20 protein-coding genes are annotated in these 20,587 nt (G+C 57.6%); 9 read left to right on the top strand and 11 right to left on the bottom strand.

All coding sequences use genetic code 11. The features are described from left to right. Positions 1-50 precede the first annotated feature (50 nt). The 8 genes from G544_RS0108625 to G544_RS0108590 all read right to left on the bottom strand — a co-directional run bounded on the left by G544_RS0108625 (position 51) and on the right by G544_RS0108590 (position 9,547). A complete protein-coding gene (locus G544_RS0108625) occupies positions 51-1,052 on the bottom strand; it encodes a zinc-dependent alcohol dehydrogenase (protein ID WP_027274225.1) in 1,002 nt (333 codons plus the stop codon). A 110-nt stretch (positions 1,053-1,162) separates the two neighbouring features. Further along, positions 1,163-2,116: a phosphoglycerate dehydrogenase gene (locus G544_RS0108620; RefSeq protein ID WP_027274224.1), complete on the bottom strand. Its 954-nt coding sequence runs from the start codon at positions 2,114-2,116 to the stop codon at positions 1,163-1,165. Between the two features lie 16 nt (positions 2,117-2,132). Next, the gene (locus G544_RS0108615) at positions 2,133-3,680 is read right to left on the bottom strand and encodes a gluconokinase (protein WP_027274223.1); all 1,548 of its coding nucleotides are present in this window, start codon (positions 3,678-3,680) and stop codon (positions 2,133-2,135) included. Positions 3,681-4,030: 350 nt separating this feature from the next. Further along, the gene (locus G544_RS0108610) at positions 4,031-4,801 is read right to left on the bottom strand and encodes a class I SAM-dependent methyltransferase (protein ID WP_027274222.1); all 771 of its coding nucleotides are present in this window, start codon (positions 4,799-4,801) and stop codon (positions 4,031-4,033) included. Positions 4,802-4,948: 147 nt separating this feature from the next. Then, positions 4,949-5,653, bottom strand: coding sequence for a LutC/YkgG family protein (locus tag G544_RS0108605; RefSeq protein ID WP_051155650.1), 705 nt, complete (start codon positions 5,651-5,653; stop codon positions 4,949-4,951). Between the two features lie 15 nt (positions 5,654-5,668). Beyond that, entirely contained in the window at positions 5,669-7,090 is a 1,422-nt protein-coding gene (locus G544_RS0108600) for a LutB/LldF family L-lactate oxidation iron-sulfur protein (protein WP_027274220.1), read from the bottom strand. 13 nt (positions 7,091-7,103) lie between these two features. Next, complete coding sequence (locus G544_RS0108595; RefSeq protein WP_027274219.1) at positions 7,104-7,823, bottom strand: (Fe-S)-binding protein; 720 nt, start codon at positions 7,821-7,823, stop codon at positions 7,104-7,106. Positions 7,824-8,002: 179 nt separating this feature from the next. Further along, positions 8,003-9,547, bottom strand: coding sequence for an L-lactate permease (locus tag G544_RS0108590; RefSeq protein ID WP_027274218.1), 1,545 nt, complete (start codon positions 9,545-9,547; stop codon positions 8,003-8,005). Positions 9,548-9,726: 179 nt separating this feature from the next. On the opposite strand from G544_RS0108590, the gene G544_RS0108585 reads away from it, so the two are divergent. From G544_RS0108585 to G544_RS0108575, 3 genes are all read left to right on the top strand, one after another. Beyond that, positions 9,727-10,122, top strand: a complete 396-nt coding sequence (locus G544_RS0108585) for a VOC family protein (protein ID WP_027274217.1) — start codon at positions 9,727-9,729, stop codon at positions 10,120-10,122. Between the two features lie 70 nt (positions 10,123-10,192). Beyond that, on the top strand, positions 10,193-11,560 hold the full coding sequence (gene tilS / locus G544_RS0108580; protein ID WP_036023623.1) for a tRNA lysidine(34) synthetase TilS: 1,368 nt from the start codon (positions 10,193-10,195) through the stop codon (positions 11,558-11,560). 334 nt (positions 11,561-11,894) lie between these two features. Beyond that, positions 11,895-12,215, top strand: a complete 321-nt coding sequence (locus tag G544_RS0108575) for a c-type cytochrome (protein WP_027274215.1) — start codon at positions 11,895-11,897, stop codon at positions 12,213-12,215. 61 nt (positions 12,216-12,276) lie between these two features. On the opposite strand, the gene rof is transcribed toward G544_RS0108575, so the two are convergent. Next, on the bottom strand, positions 12,277-12,543 hold the full coding sequence (rof, locus tag G544_RS21690; protein WP_071783339.1) for a Rho-binding antiterminator: 267 nt from the start codon (positions 12,541-12,543) through the stop codon (positions 12,277-12,279). Next, entirely contained in the window at positions 12,530-12,730 is a 201-nt protein-coding gene (locus tag G544_RS0108565) for a YaeP family protein (RefSeq protein WP_027274213.1), read from the bottom strand. The genes rof and G544_RS0108565 overlap by 14 nt, the downstream gene beginning before the upstream one ends. 249 nt (positions 12,731-12,979) lie before the next feature. Here G544_RS0108565 and G544_RS0108560 point away from each other — a divergent pair, with 249 nt between their 5' ends. Beyond that, complete coding sequence (locus G544_RS0108560) at positions 12,980-13,516, top strand: YaeQ family protein (RefSeq protein WP_027274212.1); 537 nt, start codon at positions 12,980-12,982, stop codon at positions 13,514-13,516. Between the two features lie 4 nt (positions 13,517-13,520). On the opposite strand, the gene G544_RS0108555 is transcribed toward G544_RS0108560, so the two are convergent. Continuing rightward, the gene (locus G544_RS0108555) at positions 13,521-14,309 is read right to left on the bottom strand and encodes a DUF6896 domain-containing protein (RefSeq protein ID WP_027274211.1); all 789 of its coding nucleotides are present in this window, start codon (positions 14,307-14,309) and stop codon (positions 13,521-13,523) included. A 221-nt stretch (positions 14,310-14,530) separates the two neighbouring features. On the opposite strand from G544_RS0108555, the gene G544_RS0108550 reads away from it, so the two are divergent. The 5 genes from G544_RS0108550 to opp1C all read left to right on the top strand — a co-directional run bounded on the left by G544_RS0108550 (position 14,531) and on the right by opp1C (position 20,583). Then, the gene (locus G544_RS0108550; protein ID WP_027274210.1) at positions 14,531-16,165 is read left to right on the top strand and encodes an ABC1 kinase family protein; all 1,635 of its coding nucleotides are present in this window, start codon (positions 14,531-14,533) and stop codon (positions 16,163-16,165) included. Between the two features lie 209 nt (positions 16,166-16,374). After that, positions 16,375-17,154, top strand: a complete 780-nt coding sequence (locus G544_RS0108545) for a class I SAM-dependent methyltransferase (protein WP_027274209.1) — start codon at positions 16,375-16,377, stop codon at positions 17,152-17,154. Positions 17,155-17,199: 45 nt separating this feature from the next. Next, positions 17,200-18,765 (top strand): nickel ABC transporter substrate-binding protein, encoded by a 1,566-nt coding sequence (nikA, locus tag G544_RS0108540; RefSeq protein WP_027274208.1) that lies wholly within the window; start codon positions 17,200-17,202, stop codon positions 18,763-18,765. 37 nt (positions 18,766-18,802) lie between these two features. Then, a complete protein-coding gene (gene opp1B, locus G544_RS0108535) occupies positions 18,803-19,741 on the top strand; it encodes a nickel/cobalt ABC transporter permease (protein WP_027274207.1) in 939 nt (312 codons plus the stop codon). Next, positions 19,738-20,583, top strand: coding sequence for a nickel/cobalt ABC transporter permease (gene opp1C / locus G544_RS0108530; RefSeq protein ID WP_027274206.1), 846 nt, complete (start codon positions 19,738-19,740; stop codon positions 20,581-20,583). The genes opp1B and opp1C overlap by 4 nt, the downstream gene beginning before the upstream one ends. Positions 20,584-20,587 lie beyond the last annotated feature (4 nt).

Raw genomic sequence — 20,587 nt, 5'->3', positions numbered from 1 at the left:
AACGCTGGTTGTTAGCGCCTGTTATTAACGGCAACCGTTAACGCTCTTGATTAAGAAAACTGGTACATCACCTTGATGACGTTGCCGCCGTTCAGGCAGATGTCGAACCCTTCCTTGGCCTTTTCCGGCGGGTAGACGGTGATTAAGCGCTCGTAAGGGAAGCCCGCCTGGATCAGCTTGATGGCGGTTTCAAAGTCGCGCTTGACGTAAACGCGGGTGCCGACGATGGTCAGCTCTTTGAACTCGATGTCCAGCAGCGCCACTTCCGCCGGCTTTTTGTAGGAGCCGACGATTTCGATGGTGCCCTGAACCCTGACCAGCTTGGTCAGCACCGCAGCGACGGTTGGATGGGCGGCGCAGTCGAACACCACGTCGGCGCCGGTGCCGCCGGTCAGCTCAAGCACTTTGTCCACCACGCCGGTCTCCGCCGGGTTGATGGCGATAAAGCCGGCCTCTTTGGCAAGGCCCAGGCGGAACGGATTGGTTTCGACTACGATCACCTGCTTGGCGCCGCAGGTAGCGGCGACGCTGGCGACGCAAAAGCCGATAGTGCCCGCGCCAAAGACCACGACACTGTCGCCCGCCTGCATCTTGGCGCGGCTGACGGCGTGAACGCCCACCGCCAGCGGCTCAACGAAGGCGCCGATGGTCATCGGCATGTTGTCAGGCAGGACGTGAACCACGTCGGCGGGCACCTTGACGTACTCGGCCATGCCGCCGTCGGTATCGATGCCGTAAAGCTTAAGGGTGGCGCAAACGTGGCTGTTGCCGCTTTCGCAGGCGTAGCAGCGGCCGCAGGAGATCAGCGGGCGAACGGTGACCTTCGTGCCCTTGGGAAAGTGGCCGTTGCCTTCCTCAATCACGCCGGAAAACTCGTGGCCGGGCACCAAAGGCGCCTTAGCGCGGGGGTGAGCGCCGACGTAGATATTCAGGTCAGAGCCGCAGATGCCCGCGTAGTGAACCTTGATTAATACTTCGTGCGCTTTTATTTCCGGCACCGGGACGTTGTCCAGCGATACGTTATTGCTGCCGTGGTAGACAATGGCTTTCATAGGATCTCCTTGTTATTTTTCAGTCTGCTAATGCCGCCTTTAGGGTGTAGAAAGCCCGACTGCGCATTAATTGGCAGCCCGTATTTATTTAAAAGACGACGTATTTTTACTTAATTAACCTGATATAAATTCTCTTTTCCCGACAGCGCGCGAACGATTTCTTCCGCCGCCATTATTAACGTTTTATCGGCGGCTTCTTTGGTAAACGCGCCGGTGTGGGGCGTCATGATGACGTTGTCGAGCTTGAAAAAGCGCTCGTCTAAAAAGGGCTCCGAGATAAAGGCGTCCAGACCGGCTCCGCCGAGATAGCCATTTTTTAATGCGTCGTAAAGCGCATCGTCATGAATAAGTTCGCCGCGTGCGGTATTAATAATAAATGCGCCCTGTTTCATTTTGGCGATGCTGTCGCGGTTAATCATGCGATAGGTGTCTTTATTTGCCGGCAGGTGTAGCGAAATAAAGTCGGCCTCGCGGTAAATGTCGTCCAGCGACATCGTGTATTCCACGCCGTGGTTTTCAATCAGCTCGGTAGACGGATACAGGTCGTAGGCCAGAACGCGCATGCCGAAGGAGCGGCAGCGCACCGCCAGGCTGCGGCCGATAGCGCCAGTGCCCAGGATGCCGATGGTTTTGCCATAAAGCTCAATGCCGGAAACGCGCTGCCAGGATTTTTCCCTGACGCTTTTGTCCATCAGGTGAATGCGTCTCGACAGGCCGGTGATAAAAGAGAACGCCAGCTCGCAGACCGACAGGCTGTTGGCGCCTGGAGTAATGGTGACCCGAACGTTGTTTTCTTTCGCCGTGCTTAAGTCGACCTTGTCATAGCCGACGCCGTTTCTGGCGATAATCTTTAGCGTGGGCGACGCCGCGGCGATAACGTCGGCGTTGATCTCATCAAGCCCTGCCAGCATGGCGCTGACGCCCTTTACCATCGGCACCAGCTCGGCGGCCTTCATCGGTTTTTGCGGCGTCACCATCTTGAGCTCGTGCCCGGCGTCGGTCAGTATTTTCTGCGCCTGATGACAGGTAGAAAACGCGCGTGAGGTGGTCAGTACAACGGCCATAGTTGAAAAAGCTCCTTTACATTGAATGGTATTTTTCGCGCTGGAAGTCGGCGATGTCTTTAAATTGTTCTTGCAGATTCCAGTAGGTCTTCAGGTAGATGCCGTAAAGCCGGTCGTAGGCGTGCTTGTGGCTTCCGTTCGGCGTATAGGTTTTCCGGATGCCTATTAGATCGCTGGCCTTGTCGATGCTCGAAAGCTCGCCCAGCGCGTAAAGCCCCATAATGGCCGCGCCGTAGGCGGCCCCTTCGTCGACGTCCGGCACGTGGATTTCGCGCCCGATGACGTCGGCCAGGATTTGTAGCCAGACCGGCGAATGGGTAAAGCTGCCGCTGACGCGGATCTCTTCCACCTTGCCGGTTAGCTCCTCGAGCGATTCCAGCACGCTGCGCATGCGGTAGCAGATGCCCTCCAGCGTGGCGCGGATAATGTGGCGCTTGTCGTGGTTGAGCGTCAGGCCGAGCATGGTGCCGCGCGCGTTGGCATTCCAGTAGGGCGCGCGCTCGCCGGTGAAAAAGGGCAGCACGATAAGGCCGTCCGACCCGGCGGACACCTTTTCCGCGTAGGACGTCAGCAGGGCGTAGGGGTTAAGCCCCAGCTTGTCGGCCACGCGCTGTTCGGTTTCGGCGAATTTGTCTCTGGCCCAGCGGAAGGAGACGCCGCCGTTGTTGATGGCGCCGCCGAGCATCCAGCGGTCGTCGGTGACGTTATAGCACCAGGTGCGGCGCTTGGCGTCGGTGCGCGGCTCCTTGGACGCCATGCGGATAGCGCCGCTGGTGCCGATGGTGATGTTGATCTGGCCGGGGCGGATAGCGCCGACGCCGATGTTGGCCATCATGCCGTCACCCGCGCCGATCACTACCGGCACCGGGTGGGGCAGCCCGAGGCGGGCGGCGGCGGCGTCCGTCAGGTTCTCATAGTGGGTGGTGGAAACCACCTTCACCATCCGCTCTTCGCCGATGCCGAGCAGCGCTAAGATCTCTTTGTCCCACTCCAGGGTTTGAATGTTGTAGCAGCCGCTGCCGCTCGCAATAGAGCGGTCAACGACGCGAACGCCGGTCAGGTGGTGGAACACGAAGTCCTTGATGGTGCCGAATCGGGCGGATCTGGCGAACGTGTCGGGGTGGGTTTTCTTCAGCCAGTAAATCTTCAGCAGAGAGTACATCGGGTGAATGGGGCAGCCGGTCCGGTGGTAGAGGCGCTCGACGTCGATCTGCGATTTAACCTCGTCCAGATAGATCTGGCTGCGGGAGTCGCCCCAGGTCATCAGCCTGGTCAGCGGCGTTCCCTCTTCCGCCAGAGCGAGAAAGCTGTGAAGCACCGAGCTGATGGCCAGCCCGCGAACGTTTTTGGCGTCATCGCCAAGCTGGGCGACGGTTCTTTTAATCACGGCGACGGTGGACAGTAGGATGGAGTTTGCGTCCTGCTCGGCGACGCCGGTCTGATCGGTGAACAGCGGATACTCTTCGGTCGCGATGGCGTGAGCGGTTGACTGTCCGGATTGGTAGGCCACCGATCGCACTCCGGTAGTGCCAATGTCGATGCCTATAATAATATCTCTACCCATGTTGTATGGACTCTTTATGTTATAAACGTAAATTGCCTTACCAAAAATTTGAATTGATACTACCAAATAAGCGTTACAAAACTGTGTTTTGAGTCACATAATGAACCTTGTAAAATTATATCGTTATATATCAATTGGTTGAAAACAGGATTTATGGTTTCAGCGGGTTTGACTAAGTTGAGATAAATTAACGGGAGAAGTTAATTTTTGAGTTAATTGGTAGGGACAATGTTGATAATTGCCCCGTGGAGAGACGAAGCCGAGGGAGAGCAGAAGAGGATTCAGACGGAGGAGGATAGCGGATGAACGCCCCGCCATAGGCCTGCGGCGGGGCGACGTTTGATAAAAGCCTAAGCCTTGCGCCCGACGAACATGGCGATGTCGGTAGTAAACGTGCCGTCGTCGGCAATGGCGAAGTGGCGCTTCACGTCGGCGGAGGCCTCCTGCTGGTAGGCGCGGATGGCCTCGACGTAGACCTGCGGCGTTCTCATCCGCTCGGTCCAGCTCTTGAACTCCAGCGTCAGGCGGTCGGTGGTTATCTCTTCCAGCACCAGGCCCGCGTCGTTGATAAAGCGGCTCCATTCGCCGAGGCCGTAGTCCCTGACGTGGGAGCGATCGCGCAGCGCTTCGACGGTTTGCAGGTAGATGTCCAGCACCGGGTGGCCGGGGGAGACGACGTCCATAAACACTACGCGGCCACCGGGTTTGAGTACGCGGTGAATGTCGCACAGCGCCAGCCCGACGTTCTGCCAGTGGTGGGCTGAGTAGCGGCTAATGACTGCGTCAAAGCTTGCCGCCTCAAACGGCAGCGACTCGGCGATGCCGCTCTGGGTCTGCACGTTTGACAGGCCTCTGTCCGCCGCGCCCTTTTGCACCGCGTTGAGCATGTCCTGACTGAGATCGTAGGCGGTGACGCTCTGAGCGAAGGGCGCCGCGGCAAAGCTGGCGTGGCCCGCGCCGCAGCCGACGTCGAGCACGCGTCCGTACTGCCCCTGCTGCATAAGGCGAGAAAGCTTCTGTAAGTCGGCTCCTTGAGCGTGAACGGCGCTGGTCAAATAGGCGCCGGCCTGTTCGCCGAACTGGCGTTCGACCAGCCGGTGATGATCGCGTTTGTCGGACATGGGAAAAGCTCCATTGGGTTGAGTGGTGATAAAGGCGTGAAAAATCAGTATGGGATAAATCGAACGGGTCAGGTAGGACTTTTTGTTACGGGAAGAAAAAACGGCGCTCAGGTTGCCCCACGCGCCGCCGTTATCTTCTTGGCAAAATCAGCAGTCTTCCAGCACCACGTAGGCCGCGTGGACCGGGCCGTGAACGCCGAACACCTTGATAAGCTCAATGTCGGCGGTGGAGCTGGGGCCGCCGATCAGATTGATGCAGGAGGGCATGCGTTCGCCCGCCAGCGCCATTTTGTGCAGCCGCTGGGCCATCTGCGCCACGCGGGGCAGGATGCTGCTCTTGCGCAGCACGAAAACCGAGGTTTCCGGCAGCAGGCTGACGGAGCGGCCGCGCTCAGGCGCGGAGAACAGCACCACGCCGCCGGACTCGGTCAGCCCCGCTTCGGCGTAAACGATGCCGATCTTGGCCTTTTCCGCCATGTGAATATTCTCAGCGCCGTTGGCCGGATCCCACTCGTAGGCCTGATAGCTCTCTTTGAGCGCGTCGGTAATGCCGAGCTCTTTTAAGCGCGCGTCGCCGCTAACGACCACCGGCGTGCCGCCGTACTCGTCGCACAGGGCGATCAGGTCACCGATGAGCCCGTCGGGGCGGCTCAGTACGCACTTCACCTTCTGGGTGCTGGCGAACTCCATAAAGGCCTGGCACAGTTCGTCCTGACTTTTGTCCGTCAGGCGGGTTTGCGCGTAGTCGTTGACCGGCGCGGCGTCTGCCTGAGGTTCCCGGCGCACGTCGCGGCCAAGCTGACGGGCTATTTCACTAAGAAACGATGAGCGGTTTTGTTCATTCATGAGCATAGTATTTATTCCCCGTTACCTGTTCTTCTGGGCCTGATGACGTTTGAACCAGCTGCGGAAGCCTTCGCCGTCCGGCGCCGGCAGGTCGCGAGCCTCAGTCCAGTCGTTGAGGACGTTGACGCTAAACGGTATTTTGCCGTCCTTGATCATCCAGTTCGCCATTTTGGCGCCCATCGTCATGCCGACCTTCCACAGGGCGGGGTGAGCGTTGGCGTAGTTGAACAGGCGCGTGAAGCGCTGTTCGCCCTTCGGCGTCAGGCCGGTTTCGGCCATCACGCGGCGGTGCTTGACGATAAGCTGCGCCAGCGGAATTTTCACCGGGCAAACCTGGTTACAGGCGTTGCACAGCGAGCAGGCATAGGGCAGATCGTGGAAGTCTTCATAGCCGCCCAGCAGCGGGGAAATCACCGCGCCGATAGGGCCAGGATAGATGGAGCCGTAGCCGTGGCCGCCGATTTGACGATAGGCCGGGCAGGTGTTCAGGCAGGCGCCGCAGCGGATGCAGCGCAGCACGTCTTTGAACTCAGAGCCTAAGATCTTGGAGCGGCCGTTGTCGACAATCACCAGATGGAACTCTTCCGGGCCGTCGACGTGGTTTTCTTCCCGTGGGCCGGTCAGCCAGGTGTTGTAGCTGGTCAGGCGGGTGCCCACCGCGCTGCGGCACAGCAGGGTAATCAGCACGTCCACTTCTTCGAAGGTCGGTGCGATGCGCTCCATGCCCATCACCGCGATGTGGGTCTTCGGCAGAGTGGTCGCCATGCGCAGGTTGCCCTCGTTGGTGACCAGGCACAGGCTGCCGGTTTCCGCGACGGCGAAGTTACAGCCGCTGATGCCGATGTCGGCTTCGAGGAAGTCCTTGCGGATGCGTTCGCGGATGAACAGGGTCATCGCTTCCGGCGTTTCCGGGCCGTCGTAGCCCAGCTTCTCGTTCAGCACCTTGCGGATTTGATAGCGATCCTTGTGGATGGCCGGCACCACGATGTGCGACGGCGGATCGTTATCGACCTGAAGGATGTATTCGCCGAGGTCGGTTTCGACCACTTCGATGCCTTCGGCCTGCAGGACGTGGTTGAGGCCGATTTCTTCGGTCACCATCGACTTGGACTTCACCACCTTTTTGGCCTGCTTTTCGCGAGCCACGTTGCGGATGTAGTCGGTGGCTTCTTCTTTGGTGCGGGCAAAGTAAACGTGGCCGCCGTTCTGGGTAACCTTCTCGGACAGCTGATACAGGTAGGCGTCCAGGTTTTCGAGCACGTGGTTGCGAATTTGCTCGGCGCGGTCGCGCCATTCGTCCCAGTGGCCCAGTTCGTTCACCATGATCTGGCGGTTAGCGCCGATGCGCTCTTGAGCCATCGCGACCGCGTTGCGCATGATGGAGTCTTCCATCTCTGCCTTGATGCGAGGCTTGAATTCGACGTTGCTGGTTTTCATCGACATTGTCTCGGTCCCCTTAGCGGCTCATTAATACTTCAGCGATGTGCATGACTTTTACCGGACGCTTCTCTCGCGTCAGGCGGCCGCTGATGTTGATTAGGCAGCTGGTGTCGGCGCCGATAACGAAGTCGGGCTCAACGTCCATGATGTGCTCAACCTTTTCTTTTACCATCTCGCCGGAGATTTCCGACATCTTGACGGAGAAGGTGCCGCCGAAGCCGCAGCAGGTTTCCTGATTGACGATGGGCAGAAGCTCCAGGCCTTCAACGTTGTTCAAAAGCGTAATCGGTTCGTCTTTGACGCCGAGCTTGCGAAACAGGCTGCAGGAAGGGTGATATACCGCACGGCCCTGCAGGCGAGCGCCGACGTTGACCACGCCCAGCTTGTGGACGATAAAGCTGGTCAAGTCCTGCATGCGGTCCGCTACCGCCTGCGCTCTGGCGGCCCACTCCGGCTCGTCGGCCAGATAGGTCGGGTAGCTTTTAATCGCGTAGGTGCAGGAGCCTGCCGGTGAAACGATCGGATAGTCGTTGATTTCCATCGCGGCGATAAGCGACTTCATGGCCGGCTTGGCGTCGTTGACGTAGCCGCTGTTGAGCGCCGGTTGGCCGCAGCAGCCCTGGCGTTCAGGGAAAAAGACCTCACAGCCCAGCTGTTCGAGCAGCAAAACGCTGTCGCGGGCCATATTGGCCTTAATGGTGTCACCTATACAGGTAACGTAGAAATTGACTTTCATAAAGCATTGCTCCACAGGCAAAGAATAATCAGCGATTAACGATTGTATTTAATAGAAAATAAACAAAGGGCTGGTTATCCGCGTTCTTTTCGTTGGTCTGAACCGGCCCCGGAAGGGGGCCGGCTAGTTATCAGGCGCTAAATACTACCATTGGTCTAACGTGTTGTATGTGATTTGTATTACAAATGGAATAAATAAAATATCGCGCCAATCTTGATGCCAAGAATAATAATATAAATTGCGCAATACTTGAGCGCGCCGGACATAATGGCGCTGCCCTGGCCGTCCATCTTGGTGGCCGAAACGGCGATGGCGATACTCTGTGGAGAGATCATCTTGCCGCCGGTCGCACCGGAGGTGTTGGCCGCGGCCAGCATCACAGGATCGACGTTCAGCTGCGCAGCGGCGCTGGTTTGCAGCTTGCCGAACAGGATGTTGGAGTTGGTGTCGCTGCCGGTAACGAAGGTGCCCAGCGCGCCAATGACCGGAGCAATGAACAGATAGCCGTTGCCGGTGACGCTGACCAGCGTGTTGGCGATGGCGCCAATCATGCCGCTGGTGTCCATCACGGTTGCCATCGCGACGATGGCGGCGATAGCGATAACCGAGTTTTTAAGCTGAATTACGGTCGCGCGCAGAATCGACAGCATGGTGCCAATGCCGGCGCCCTGGATTGCGCCGCCGATAAAGGTGGCGATAATGATCAATACGCCCGGCGTGCTTAACCATTCAATCTTAAGCTTCAGCACGTTGGTGTCGCTGAGCGCAAAGGGGAACACGCTGGAAATCTGCCCAACGGCGTTTTTCACCCCAGGGAACAGCGGCGAGCACAGCAGGATGAAGATAAAGATCAGCAGATAGATGGCGCTGGCGCGAAACAGCTGAACGCCGGTGTATTTGACGACTTCCCGCTGCTCGCCTTGAGTTTGCTCGCTCTTCGGCGTTTTATGGCGCTTGGCGAGGAAAACGGTCACCAGCAGGCTCACCAGGCTACCGGCGAAAGCGGGCAGCTCTGCGCCCAGATAGGTGGCGACGATGTACTGAGGAATAAGGGTGCTGACGCCGCACATCAGGGTGATGAAGAACACCCCTTTAATAGAGCGGATGCCGCCGCCGCCGATGGCGACAATCACGAACGGCAGCAGGATGTTGAACAGCGCTAGCTGCATAACGATGGTGCTGCCCAGTTCAAGCACCGGCAGGCCGGTCTGCTCGGCCAGGATGGACACCGGAATGCCCACCGCGCCGAACGCCGTCGGCACGGAGTTGGCGACCAGCGAGGCGACGGCGGCCTTTAGCGGGTTGAAGCCCAGCGCCGCCAGAATGCCGATAGGGATAGCAACGGCGGTGCCGTAGCCCGCGGCGGCCTCAAGAAACCCGCCGAAGCACCAGGTGATAAGCAGGATCTGAATGCGCTTGTCGTCGCTGATGTTGGCCAGCACGTTTTTAATGACTTCCATGCTGCCGGTTTTCAGCATCAGGTTATAGCTGTAAATGGCGGCCAGGATCACAATGACAATCGGCCACAGCCCTTTGGATGCGCCGTAAAGGGTCGCCATGGATAGGCTTTGCACCGGCGTACTCCAGAATATGCCGGCGATGGCGAGCGTGATGGCAAGAGAAATGAGAACCGCATAGTGAATGGGGGTTTTTAATTTTAATATCATCACAATCATTGCGATGAGTGGAATGATTCCCAGAAAAAAGGAAAGATACTCGGACATATTTCAACCTTTATAGTATTGGTATTAACGTATTCTGGCGCCGGATTCTAGTTGTTATTATTTTGTAATTCAGTGAGCTGAATCGTGTTACCAGCAAAAATACCGATAAATGATTATTGTGTGATGATTTTCAATATATTGATTTAAAAGGTAATAAATTTTCTTGTTCGGGGTTTTTGATGATAAAAGTGGAAAAAATGCACCATATAGCAGTGATTTGTCGGGACTACGAGCAAAGCAAACGATTTTATTGTCATACATTAGGCTTTGAGCTGCTGTTTGAGTGCTATCGACAGGAGAGGGACTCGTGGAAAGCCGACCTTGCCCTGGGCGGCGTTTACACTATTGAACTGTTTTCTTTTCCCTCGCCGCCGCCGCGCGTAACTTCGCCAGAAGCCTGCGGATTAAGGCATTTAGCGTTTAGCGTCAAGGACATCGACGAGGCGATAGCAACGCTTGTGGAAGAGGGCGTCGAGTGCGAAGCGGTGCGAATCGATCCCTATACCGGTCGGCGTTTTACCTTTTTTCGCGATCCGGACCAATTGCCGATAGAACTTTATGAAAGCGACAGTTAGCCGGATGCGGGTATAATCCCTTCAGAGAAATAGGGTAAATGTCAGGTAAAAATTTTGTGTGAGTCCTGTGATGGCGCGTAACGATACTGCAAACACTGAGAACGTATTAAAACAATTGGCGCACGCATTAGCGAGTGACGCCAGGCTGCTGGTGGCCTTTAGCGGCGGCGTCGATTCTACGGTGCTGCTGCACGGGCTGGCGGCGCTTAAGGCTTCGCTACGCCCGGACTTTAGCCTTAGAGCAGTGTACGTTCACCACGGCCTGAGCCAAAACGCCGACGCGTGGGCCGATCACTGCCGGACTCAGTGCGAGCGCTGGAACGTGCCGCTGGAGGTGGTGCGCGTCAGCGTAGATGGCGCAGGCGCAGGCGCCGGCATTGAGGCGGCGGCGCGCGATGCCCGCTACCGTGCGTTTGCCGAGCGCCTTGCAGAAGGGGAAACGCTGGTCACCGCGCAGCATCTGGACGACCAGTGCGAAACCTTTCTGTTAGCGCTAAAGCGCGGCAGCGGCCCGGCGGGGCTTTCGGCCATGCCGGAAAGAATGCCTTTCGGCAAAGGAACGCAGGCGCGTCCGCTGCTTAACGTCTCTCGTCGCGACATCGAGGGCTACGCGGCGGAAAACGCCCTGACGTGGGTAGATGACGAAAGCAATCAGGACGCGCGCTACGACCGCAATTTCCTGCGGCTCAACGTGCTGCCGCAGATAGACGCGCGCTGGCCCCACTTTACGCGAGCCGTCGCCCGCAGCGCCGAGCTGTGCGCCGAGCAGGAAAGCCTGCTCGACGAGCTGTTAGCACCGACGCTTACCCGGCTGTGCGACGCCGACGGCGCGCTGGACGTCGACGGGCTGCGCACCGTTTCCGCTGCCCAGCGCCGCGCTCTGCTCCGCCGCTGGTTTAGCCTTTGCGGGGCGCAGATGCCTTCCCGCGAGCAGCTCGAGACGCTATGGCTTGAAGTGGCGCAAAGCCAGGAGGACGCCCAGCCACAGCTTACGCTTTCAACCCATCAGGTCCGCCGCTATCGTCAGAGGCTGTACCTGCTGCCGCCGATGAACGACGTCTCGAACGCCGTGCTTGAATGGGACGGAAAGTCACGGCTGCGTCTTCCCGACGGGCTTGGCTCCCTGCTTCCTGCGAAAGAAGGCCTGGCCTTGAGAATGCCCCGCGCCGACGAGCGGCTAACCGTTCGCTTTTGTGCGCCGGGCGGCATGAATCTGGAAATCGTCGGACGCCCGCACTCCCGCCCGCTCAAAAAGCTGTGGCAGGAATTCGGCGTCCCCCCCTGGCTGCGCCAGCGCACGCCGCTGCTGTTTTATAACGACACCCCGATCGCCGCTGTCGGCGTTTTCACCACCCGAGACGGCGAAGCAAAGCAGGGCGATGCGGTTTGGCATGTTCAATACGATAACGATTTGCGCAGGGTGTCCGCGCCAGATTGATGACAAACACTAAAAGTAAATTTGGAACAACTTGCGGAATCAAACGGAGGGAGAGTCTTCCGTTGGGGTCGACTTGGCGTGAGCCAACGACAAATCAGCGTAAGCTGATTTGAACAGCGCTTGCGCTGGCCCGTTAGGGTGAAGCCGAAGGCTTCATAACGGCCCCTAGGAAGGCTATGCCCGACGCACTCCCAAGGCTAATAAAAGCGCTCTTCCGACCGAGCACAGTGATTATATGGGCACTTTGTACTTTCGGTCGGAATATCCACTGAAGCCGATTTAACAGGTTTGGCATTATTTACTGAAATCAATAACACTCACTGGAGCCCCATCAATGAAAAAATCCCTAACCCTACTTTGCAGCGCTCTCCTGATTAACTTCTCCGTCCACGCCGCCGGAGACGCCGAAGCCGGTAAAAACAAGTCGGCCAAGTGCGTTGCCTGCCACGGAATGAACGGCAAGATAACCATACCGACGTACCCTAATCTGGCCGGTCAAAACCAGATCTATCTGGAGCACTCCATGCAGGCTTACAAGAAGGGCGAGCGCACCGGCGGCTTGGCCAACGTGATGGCCGCTTACGTTCAGGCGCTTTCAGATCAGGACATCGCCGACCTTGCGGCCTATTATGCGGGCATGGGGGAGAAAGAGTAGCAGGGAATTGGAAAGAGGGTGGAAGATGCGCGGGCAGATTGCCTGCCCGCGGTGGCGTGAGTTAATCCGCCAGGCTGATTTCGATTTTGCCAAGGGTGGGGTGGCTAAAATAGGCTATGTTGTCGAGCCTCAGCTCGCGCTGCTCTCCATTGGCCTCAACAATCAGGTACTCCACTTTCTTTTTCAGCTGCAGGTCGCAGGCCTTAGCCTCCAGTTTCTCACCGCCTCTGAGCTTGATTTCAAGAACCAGATGGTGCTGACAGGCGAGCTCTAAATTATCATAGTCATCACAATTTATGGGTTGGTACTCTTTTTCAGTCATCACCATAATCACTCACCAGTAAATTGGCGGCAGCGTATGCCGCACTTTCCCTTACGTCAGACGGCAGTGCAGCGTTGGCCGCAATGTCGTCTAATGTTTTTAGCACACAACTTCGCGCATCGGCAACGTATCCGAGTTCGCCGCTGGCGATTTGCGCATACTTCCGTCGAACGGGTTCACTGTACTTCTGCATTGATACCTCCTTTGCCGTGAACCGCCTTTACGCAAAAACTCTGCTCAACCGGCGTCAAAAAGGCCCCACGCCGTCGAGAGTGCGTTGACTATAGCATAGCCGTTATTTTTTATATCAGCTACTTGCCGCCGTTTGGGAAAAAAAGTTTCTTTAGCTGATTATGGCGCATTGAAGATATATCAAATGGCTGTGTTTATCCGCAGGATTGGTTACACTGCACGTCGTTTTTCTTTACGGGACACAGCCAACATGGCTCTGAAAGCAACAATTTATAAAGCCATGCTGAACGTGGCGGATATGGACCGCCAGGTTTATCTCGATACCACGCTGACGCTGGCGCAGCACCCGTCGGAAACGGAGCAGCGTATGATGCTGCGCCTGCTGGCGTGGATCTGTCATGCCAACGAGCGCCTGACGTTTACCAAAGGCCTCTGTGCGGACGACGAGCCGGAGCTGTGGCTGCAAAACGACGTGGGAGATCCCATTGTTTGGATAGAACTGGGGCTGCCGGACGAAAAGCGCCTGCGCAAGGCCAGCCGCCGCGCCGAGAGCGTGATTCTGTACGCCTACGGCGAGCGCGCCGCCAGAGTCTGGTGGCAGCAGAACCAGCAAAAGCTGGCGGAATACGAAAACCTGTCGGTCTTTTTCCTTGATGACGCCCGGCTGGCACAGCTCGTTGCCCTGTGCGAACGCACGATGACCCTACAGGCGACCATTCAGGATGGGACGATTTGGCTTTCCTCCGGCGAGGCTCATTTGGAGCTGGCGTTTGAGGTCTGGAAGTAAGCTATTAGCTTTTAGGCAAACGTTTTAAAAGACCGGCAAAGCCAAAACGCCGCTTTGGTTTGGCTTTATTACTCGTCTGAAAAGACTCGACGTCAATTTTCTCACGGCCCGCAACGGCGATGCCGAAGTGATTTGGCATCGCGGCCTCTATCCTTTCAAACTTGCCGAGCGCCAGCATCTTCTGATTGACCCGTACGCCGTCGCGATAGTCTTCGTAGAGCTCAACGGGGAGTGGGCGATACGCTTTTGTCGACTTGATAAACCGGGTGAAGAAATAGGGATCCAGGTCGCCGAACTCAAGGCCGAAAACGAGCGGGACTTCTATACATTGCCCTGTTTTTGGGTTGTCAAAAGCGCAGTGATATCCGTGAAAAAAGTATCTCCACTCCCCCATGACGCCTTTGTGCTTACGTCCTGCCTTGAATGGATTGAAGGTTAATAGCGGGTAGTTTTCCTCAATGCGAACATTTAGCTGCTGAGCGAGCGCAAAAATCAACTCCGTCGCCAGGTTTCTGTAGTCTCTGGCGCAGGCTTCAAAGAAGTCCTGATGGCGTTCAACTTCCTGTTCCGTTATTAGCTTGGCGACGTTTATTTCCGGCTCAATCATGTGAACGCCTACCCAAAAACCGTCGAGGTCGTTTTTCAGCGCTTGGCCCACGGTTTCTCTTTGCTCTTTAACGGTGTCCTCAAATACCAGCCGCAGCGTTTTTTCTCTGGGGATCTTTTTTATCGCTTCTGCCGTGGGAATGTCGGCTATTGCGCTAATCCTTAGCGTTTCGGTGGTTCTTGCCATATCAGGCATATCCTTTCATCATTTTTGCCGACGGCTATTTTTGCACAGGCACAGGCCAGAGACGAAAGAAAAACCAAGAACTTTGACGTTTAGAGACGCGCGCCCGAAAATAGCTCACTTTCCGTTGACCCCTAACGGCGAAACGTTTATCTAGTTAACCGTTACGTTTTTTCTCTGTCGGTTCGCCATCGGCCGAGGCTTACCGAAAAGGATGCGATATGCTGCTAAAGACCGTCTACGTTACCGCGCGGGACCGCGTGCGTCTGAAATCCATAGGGCAAGTGCTGTTTAACTACGGCCTGCAGGATCTTATTCGCATTCTCGGCCTCAATACGCTGTTTGGCCGCCGCCCCGTCAGCGACACCGTACCGGAGAACCAGCCGCAGCGGCTGCGTCAGGCGCTGGAGGCGCTGGGGCCGACGTTCGTCAAGCTCGGGCAGATCCTCGCGACGCGCGCCGACCTGTTCGACGAGAGCTGGACCAGCGAGCTTGAAAAGCTGCATAGCAACGTGACCGTCGTTCCCTGGGAGCAAATATGCCACCGCATCAGCGACGCCCTCGGCGCGCAGCCGGAAGAGGTGTTTGCCGAGTTTGACCGCACGCCGCTGGCGTCGGCATCGATGGCGCAGGTCTATCGCGCTCGCCTGCACAGCGGCGAAGAGGTGGTGGTAAAAGTGCTGAAGCCGGGGCTTAAAGAGACGATTGACGCCGACCTTCGGCTGCTGGCCTGGCTGGCCGAGGTGATTGAGCAGCAAAGCCCCGATCTGGCTCGTTTCCATCCACGCCAGCTGGTTAGACAGCTGGCGGCGGCCATGCACAACGAACTTGATTTGACGCAGGAAGCGAAAAACACCCAGCGCTTTGGCGAAAACTTCCGCGACCGCCCGGACATCGTCATCCCTCGCCTGTGGCCGGAGTATTCGACCGAACACCTGATCGTGCAAAGCTACATTCCGGGAACGCCGCCGCAAAGCCAGCGTCAGCTCGCCGAGGCGGGGTTTGACGGGCCGACGCTGGCCCGCAAGGGCGCGCTGGCCTTTATGCAGATGGTGTTTCTCGACCGGCTTTACCACGCCGACCCTCACGCGGGCAACCTGATGGCGGTGGGGGACAACCAGGTCGCCTTTATCGACTTCGGCATGGCGGGGCAGATTTCCGAGCGGCGCTGCAATCAGCTGTTGCTGATGATGCAGGCGCTGGCGGAGCGGGAGTCCGAAGGGCTGGTCAATACGCTCATTCGCTGGAGCGAAGACGCAGGGCCGGACAGCGCGACGCTTGAACTTGCGGTGCAGGACTTCTATCAGCGCGTCGGCCCCGGTGAACTCCCGCTAGGGCACGCGCTGATGACAATCCTTGCGGTCGCGCGCGAATATCAGCTCAGCCTGCCATCGGATCTGGTGCTGCTGTTTAAGGCGCTGATCACCGCCGACGGCGTTTTGCGCCGCATCGACCCAAATATCGACATCATCGGCACCCTGACGCCATTTTTGCAGGAGGCGATGCTCAAACACTACGGCGCGGGGGCGTCGGGCCGCAGGCTCAAGCGTCTGGGCATCGAGATGGTCGAGCTTTGTGAAGAGCTGCCGCAGACCCTAAGCCTGGTGCTTCGCCGGCTTCAGCACGGCAAGCTGCATGCCGATCTGGAGGTGAAAAACTTAAACGATCTGGGCCGCTCTTTAGAGCGCAGCGCCATGACGCTGGCAGTGGCTATCGTAACGGCGGCGTTTGCGCTCGGCCTTGCGCCCTGGCTTTTGGCGACCAACTTCACGCTGTTTGGCATACCGCTGTTCCCGCTGCTGTGCCTGGGGGCGGTAGGGGCCGGCATCTTCCTGCTGACGCTGAGGCTTCGGCCGTAGCCGCGTCTGTGGAGGCTGTAACAAAATTTGTCTCAGAGGCGCTTGAGACGCTCGTTTTATGACCTTTCGCAAAAAAGTATGAACTTCTTTATTAAATTGCATACTTTTGGTTGAGCGCGGCGGGTGGGGTGCTATACCATTTGCCCACGCTTCTCAACCGCGCCGGTGAGAAGCACTTGAGTCGATAACCCGCAAAACAGGTGCCCGCCGTGACGCTACAACTTGATGAAGTCTTTTCTAAAACGCTGCTGGACGACGTAAAACGCTATTGGAATACGCGCGCCGACGGCTATAGCCAGGTTAACGAAGCCGAGCTTAAGGGGAGCAAGCGCGCCCTGTGGCAAAGCGCTATTTTAAGAAACGCACCGGACTGCGCGTGCCTAAACGTGCTGGACGTAGGAACCGGCCCCGGCTTTTTTGCCGTGACGCTGGCAATGGCGGGGCATCGGGTAACGGCGGTCGACGTGACGCCAGGCATGCTGGAGAAGGCAAAGGCCAACGCCCGCGAGCACGACGTTGACGTTAACTTCGTGACGTCCGACGTCCACCGTCTGCCGTTTGCCGACGACACCTTCGACCTCCTCGTGACCCGCAACGTTACCTGGAACCTCAAATACCCCAAGTTAGCCTATCAGGAGTGGCGTCGCGTGCTGAAGCCGGGCGGCCGCCTGATTAACTTCGACGCCAACTGGTATCTACACCTGTTTGACGAGCGCTATCGCCGGGGATACCTGCAGGATCGCCAAAATGCGCAGGCTTCCAACATCGACGATCACTACGCCAACACCGACACGGTCGCAATGGAAAATATCGCCCGCGAGCTGCCGTTAAGCCGCGAGATGCGCCCAGGATGGGACAGCGAAGCGCTGTTGGACTGCGGTTTCCACCGGCTGCTGGTCGACACCCGCATAGCCGAAGGGCTGTGGGATGAAGAGGAAAAGATTAACTACGCGTCGACGCCGATGTTTATGATCGTGGCTGAAAAGTAGGCGCTTTGAGTTTGGCTGAACGCTAAGAGGAGAATAACGATGAAAATACGTCCGCTTAACGTCGTCACGGCGCTGTTTTTACTGCTGGCCTGTGCCTTCGGCGCGCAGGCCGCACCGGACGCTAACCGGCTGGTTTACGCCAGCACCAAAGACATTCGCGACATTAACCCGCACCTGTACTCCGGCGAGATGGCCGCGCAAAACATGGTGTTCGAGCCTCTGGTGGTGAATACCGAAAGCGGCGTGAAGCCGTTTTTGGCCGAGAGCTGGGAGATTTCCCCCGACGGCAAAACCTACACCTTTACCCTGCGCAAGGACGTGACGTTTAGCGACGGCGAGCCCTTCAACGCGCAGGCGGTGAAGCTGAACATCGACGCCGTGCTGGACAACTATCAGCGCCACGCCTGGCTGGAGCTGGTGCAGCAGATTGAAAAGGTCAGCGTGCTCGACCCCTATCGCGTCGAGATAAAGCTAAAAAATCCCTACTACCCGACGCTGGTGGAGCTGGGGTTAACCCGGCCATTCCGCTTCATTTCGCCAAAGTCGTTTATCGACGGTAAAACCAAAAGCGGCGTGAAAAGCTATGCCGGAACCGGCCCCTGGGTGCTGGCGGAGCACAAGGTCAATCAGTACGCGCTGTTTACCGCCAACCCCAACTACTGGGGCGCTAAGCCTAAGCTTTCCGCCGTGCTGTGGAAGGTCATCCCCGACCGTCAGTCTATGCTGATGGCGCTGCAAAAAGGCGACGTTCAGCTGATTTTCGGTGCGGACGGCGACATGTTGGATATGGACAGCTTTGAAGCTCTGCAGGCATCCGGCCAGTATAAGACCCTGATGAGTCCGCCCGTCGCCTCCAGAGCGCTGGTGCTCAACAGCAGCCGCCCTATCACCGGGGATAAGGCCGTGCGCCGCGCGTTGCAGTACGCGGTGGACAAGCAGGCGATCGCCTCCGGCATTATGGACGATACGGAAAGCGTGGCGGATACCCTGATGTCGCGCGGCGTACCCTACTGCAACATCGACCTGCCGACCTACCGTTTTGACTTGGAAAAAGCCAACGCGCTGTTGGATCAGGCCGGCTGGCGACTGCCCGCCGGGAAAACGGTGCGTGAAAAAGCGGGCAAGCCGCTGGAACTGATGCTTTCTTACAACCGAAACAACGCCGCCGAACGGGAGATTGCCGAGCTGATTCAGGACGACTTTAAAAAGATAGGCGTGAAGCTCGACATTCTGGGGGAAGAAAAGCAGGCGTTTTTAGACCGGCAGAAGTCCGGCGACTTCGATTTACAGTACTCCCTGTCGTGGGGAACGCCCTACGACCCGGCGTCGTTCGTTTCGTCGTTTCGCATTCCCGCCCACGCCGACTATCAGGGACAAAAGGGGCTGGCCAACAAGCCGCAGATTGACGATGCTATCGGCCGACTGCTGCTGACGCCGAACGAGCAGGAAAGGCAGTCGCTTTATGCCTGGCTGTTTACCACGTTGGCGGATGAAGGCGTCTATATTCCGTTGACCTACTCCAGAACCAAGGCGATTTTCTCGCCTAAGATTAAGGGCGTGACCTTCAACCCTTCACAGTATGAAATTCCGTTTGAAAAAATGCACTTTTAGCGGGCGATAAGAGCGAGCGGAGAGGCACGGCGATCCGATGCGATTCTATCTGATAAGGCGGCTTGTCATGACGGTTCCACTGGCCGTCATGATTTCGTTTTTAGCCTTCGTGTTAATGAGCCTTGCGCCGTCAGATCCGGCGGAAGTGGCGCTGCGGGTTAATGCGGTGGTGCCGACCGACCAGGCCATCGCACTTATGCGCCACGAGCTCGGGTTGGATAAACCCTTCCTGCTGCGCTATTTGAGCTGGCTGTGGAACGCGCTGCACCTGGATTTTGGCACTTCGTTCGTCACCCGAACGCCGGTGCTGCGCGAGTTTCTCAATGCGCTCCCGGCAACGCTGTGGCTGGCTGGCGTCGCTCTGCTGATGATCGTGACGCTGTCGCTGGCTTTGGGCGTCGGCTGCGCGCTGGCCGAAGGTTCCTGGTTGGATAAGGCCGTGCGCAGCCTGGTATTTTTGGCGGTGGCCGTGCCTAACTATTGGATAGGGTTGCTGCTTATCTGGTGGCTGTCGGTAAAAATGGACTGGTTTCCCGTTGGCGGCATGTCGGAAGCGAAGTCGGTCGTTCTACCCGCGCTCACCCTGACGCTGGGCTATATCGGCACCTACTTTCGCCTGATCCGCGGCGGCATGGTGGGCAACCTGCATCAGAACTATGCGCTTTACGCCAGAGCGCGGGGGCTTTCTCCTCGCGTTATCGTGTTTAAGCACGTGCTGGTCAATTCGCTGCATTCGTCGCTGACGGCTATCGGTATGAGTATTCCCAAGCTGATTGCCGGAACGGTGGTGATTGAGAACGTCTTTGCCTGGCCGGGAATAGGGCGGCTGTGCGTCACAGCCATTTTTAACCGCGATTACCCCGTTATTCAGGCCTACGTGCTGCTTATGGCGGCGCTGTTCCTGCTGTTCAACTTTCTGGTCGACGTGCTGCAAATCAAGCTGGACCCAAGGCTTTTGGGGAGAAGGGGACGATGACTCACCTTTTCTGGCGCAAGCTTAAAAACGATCGTTTGGCGATGCTGTGCCTGCTGCTGCTGGCTCTTATCGTTGTCGTCGGCGTTTTAGCCCCCGCGCTGGCGCCGCACGATCCGACGCTGACCTCTATTCGCAATAAGTATCAGGCCATGAGCCTGACGTATCCGCTGGGAACCGATAATTTGGGCCGCTGCCTGTTTTCTCGCCTGCTGTTCGGCATTCGCACCACCGTGTTTTACTCGCTGCTCGCCATGGCGTTCACTATTTTTCTCGGCGGCGCGCTCGGCCTGACCGCCGGTTATTTTCAGGGGCGGGTAGACGGCGTTCTGATGCGTGCCTGCGACGTCGTGCTGTCGTTTCCCGGCGAAGTGATGATTTTTGCGCTGGTGGGCGTGATGGGACCGGGGATGAACAACGTCCTGCTTGCCGTCGTGCTGGTGAAGTGGGCGTGGTACGCGCGCACGATCCGCGGCGTAGTGCTTCAGCACGGTCATAAAAACTACGTGAGCTTCGCACGGGTTATTGCCGCTCCTGCGGGCCACGTGATGCGCAGGCACCTGCTGCCGGTCGCCGCAGCAGACGTCGCCATACTCGCCTCGTCGGACATCGGCAGCGTGGTGCTGCTGCTTTCGGCGCTTTCGTTTCTCGGCCTTGGCGCTCAGCCGCCGCTGCCGGAGTGGGGAAACATGCTGAGCGAGGCGAAGGGCGTGATGTTAACGCACCCCGAACAGATGCTGCCGGCGGGCTTGGCCATTGCGATAACGGTCGCGGCGTTTAACGTCGTCGGCGACTTCCTGCGCGACGTCTTCGATCCGGTCTATCACATCAGGAATGAGGAGTAGCGGT

Source organism: Leminorella grimontii ATCC 33999 = DSM 5078 (genome assembly GCF_000439085.1).
GTDB classification, from domain to species: Bacteria; Pseudomonadota; Gammaproteobacteria; order Enterobacterales; family Enterobacteriaceae; genus Leminorella; species Leminorella grimontii.
The sequence above is the reverse complement of the archived record's forward strand: the minus strand, read 5'-3'. Positions and strand labels throughout refer to the sequence as shown.

What these genes read in the sequence shown, in the direction of transcription:
- opp1C (WP_027274206.1), top strand. Translation starts at nt 19,738, where the DNA reads ATGACTCACCTTTTCTGGCGCAAGCTTAAAAACGATCGTTTGGCGATG.
- G544_RS0108615 (WP_027274223.1), bottom strand. Translation starts at nt 3,680, where the DNA reads ATGGGTAGAGATATTATTATAGGCATCGACATTGGCACTACCGGAGTG.
- G544_RS0108620 (WP_027274224.1), bottom strand. Translation starts at nt 2,116, where the DNA reads ATGGCCGTTGTACTGACCACCTCACGCGCGTTTTCTACCTGTCATCAG.
- G544_RS0108565 (WP_027274213.1), bottom strand. Translation starts at nt 12,730, where the DNA reads ATGCAGAAGTACAGTGAACCCGTTCGACGGAAGTATGCGCAAATCGCC.
- G544_RS0108625 (WP_027274225.1), bottom strand. Translation starts at nt 1,052, where the DNA reads ATGAAAGCCATTGTCTACCACGGCAGCAATAACGTATCGCTGGACAAC.
- G544_RS0108610 (WP_027274222.1), bottom strand. Translation starts at nt 4,801, where the DNA reads ATGTCCGACAAACGCGATCATCACCGGCTGGTCGAACGCCAGTTCGGC.
- G544_RS0108555 (WP_027274211.1), bottom strand. Translation starts at nt 14,309, where the DNA reads ATGGCAAGAACCACCGAAACGCTAAGGATTAGCGCAATAGCCGACATT.
- G544_RS0108575 (WP_027274215.1), top strand. Translation starts at nt 11,895, where the DNA reads ATGAAAAAATCCCTAACCCTACTTTGCAGCGCTCTCCTGATTAACTTC.
- rof (WP_071783339.1), bottom strand. Translation starts at nt 12,543, where the DNA reads ATGGTGATGACTGAAAAAGAGTACCAACCCATAAATTGTGATGACTAT.
- opp1B (WP_027274207.1), top strand. Translation starts at nt 18,803, where the DNA reads ATGCGATTCTATCTGATAAGGCGGCTTGTCATGACGGTTCCACTGGCC.
- G544_RS0108600 (WP_027274220.1), bottom strand. Translation starts at nt 7,090, where the DNA reads ATGTCGATGAAAACCAGCAACGTCGAATTCAAGCCTCGCATCAAGGCA.
- G544_RS0108595 (WP_027274219.1), bottom strand. Translation starts at nt 7,823, where the DNA reads ATGAAAGTCAATTTCTACGTTACCTGTATAGGTGACACCATTAAGGCC.
- G544_RS0108585 (WP_027274217.1), top strand. Translation starts at nt 9,727, where the DNA reads ATGATAAAAGTGGAAAAAATGCACCATATAGCAGTGATTTGTCGGGAC.
- tilS (WP_036023623.1), top strand. Translation starts at nt 10,193, where the DNA reads ATGGCGCGTAACGATACTGCAAACACTGAGAACGTATTAAAACAATTG.
- G544_RS0108560 (WP_027274212.1), top strand. Translation starts at nt 12,980, where the DNA reads ATGGCTCTGAAAGCAACAATTTATAAAGCCATGCTGAACGTGGCGGAT.
- G544_RS0108605 (WP_051155650.1), bottom strand. Translation starts at nt 5,653, where the DNA reads ATGCTCATGAATGAACAAAACCGCTCATCGTTTCTTAGTGAAATAGCC.
- G544_RS0108590 (WP_027274218.1), bottom strand. Translation starts at nt 9,547, where the DNA reads ATGTCCGAGTATCTTTCCTTTTTTCTGGGAATCATTCCACTCATCGCA.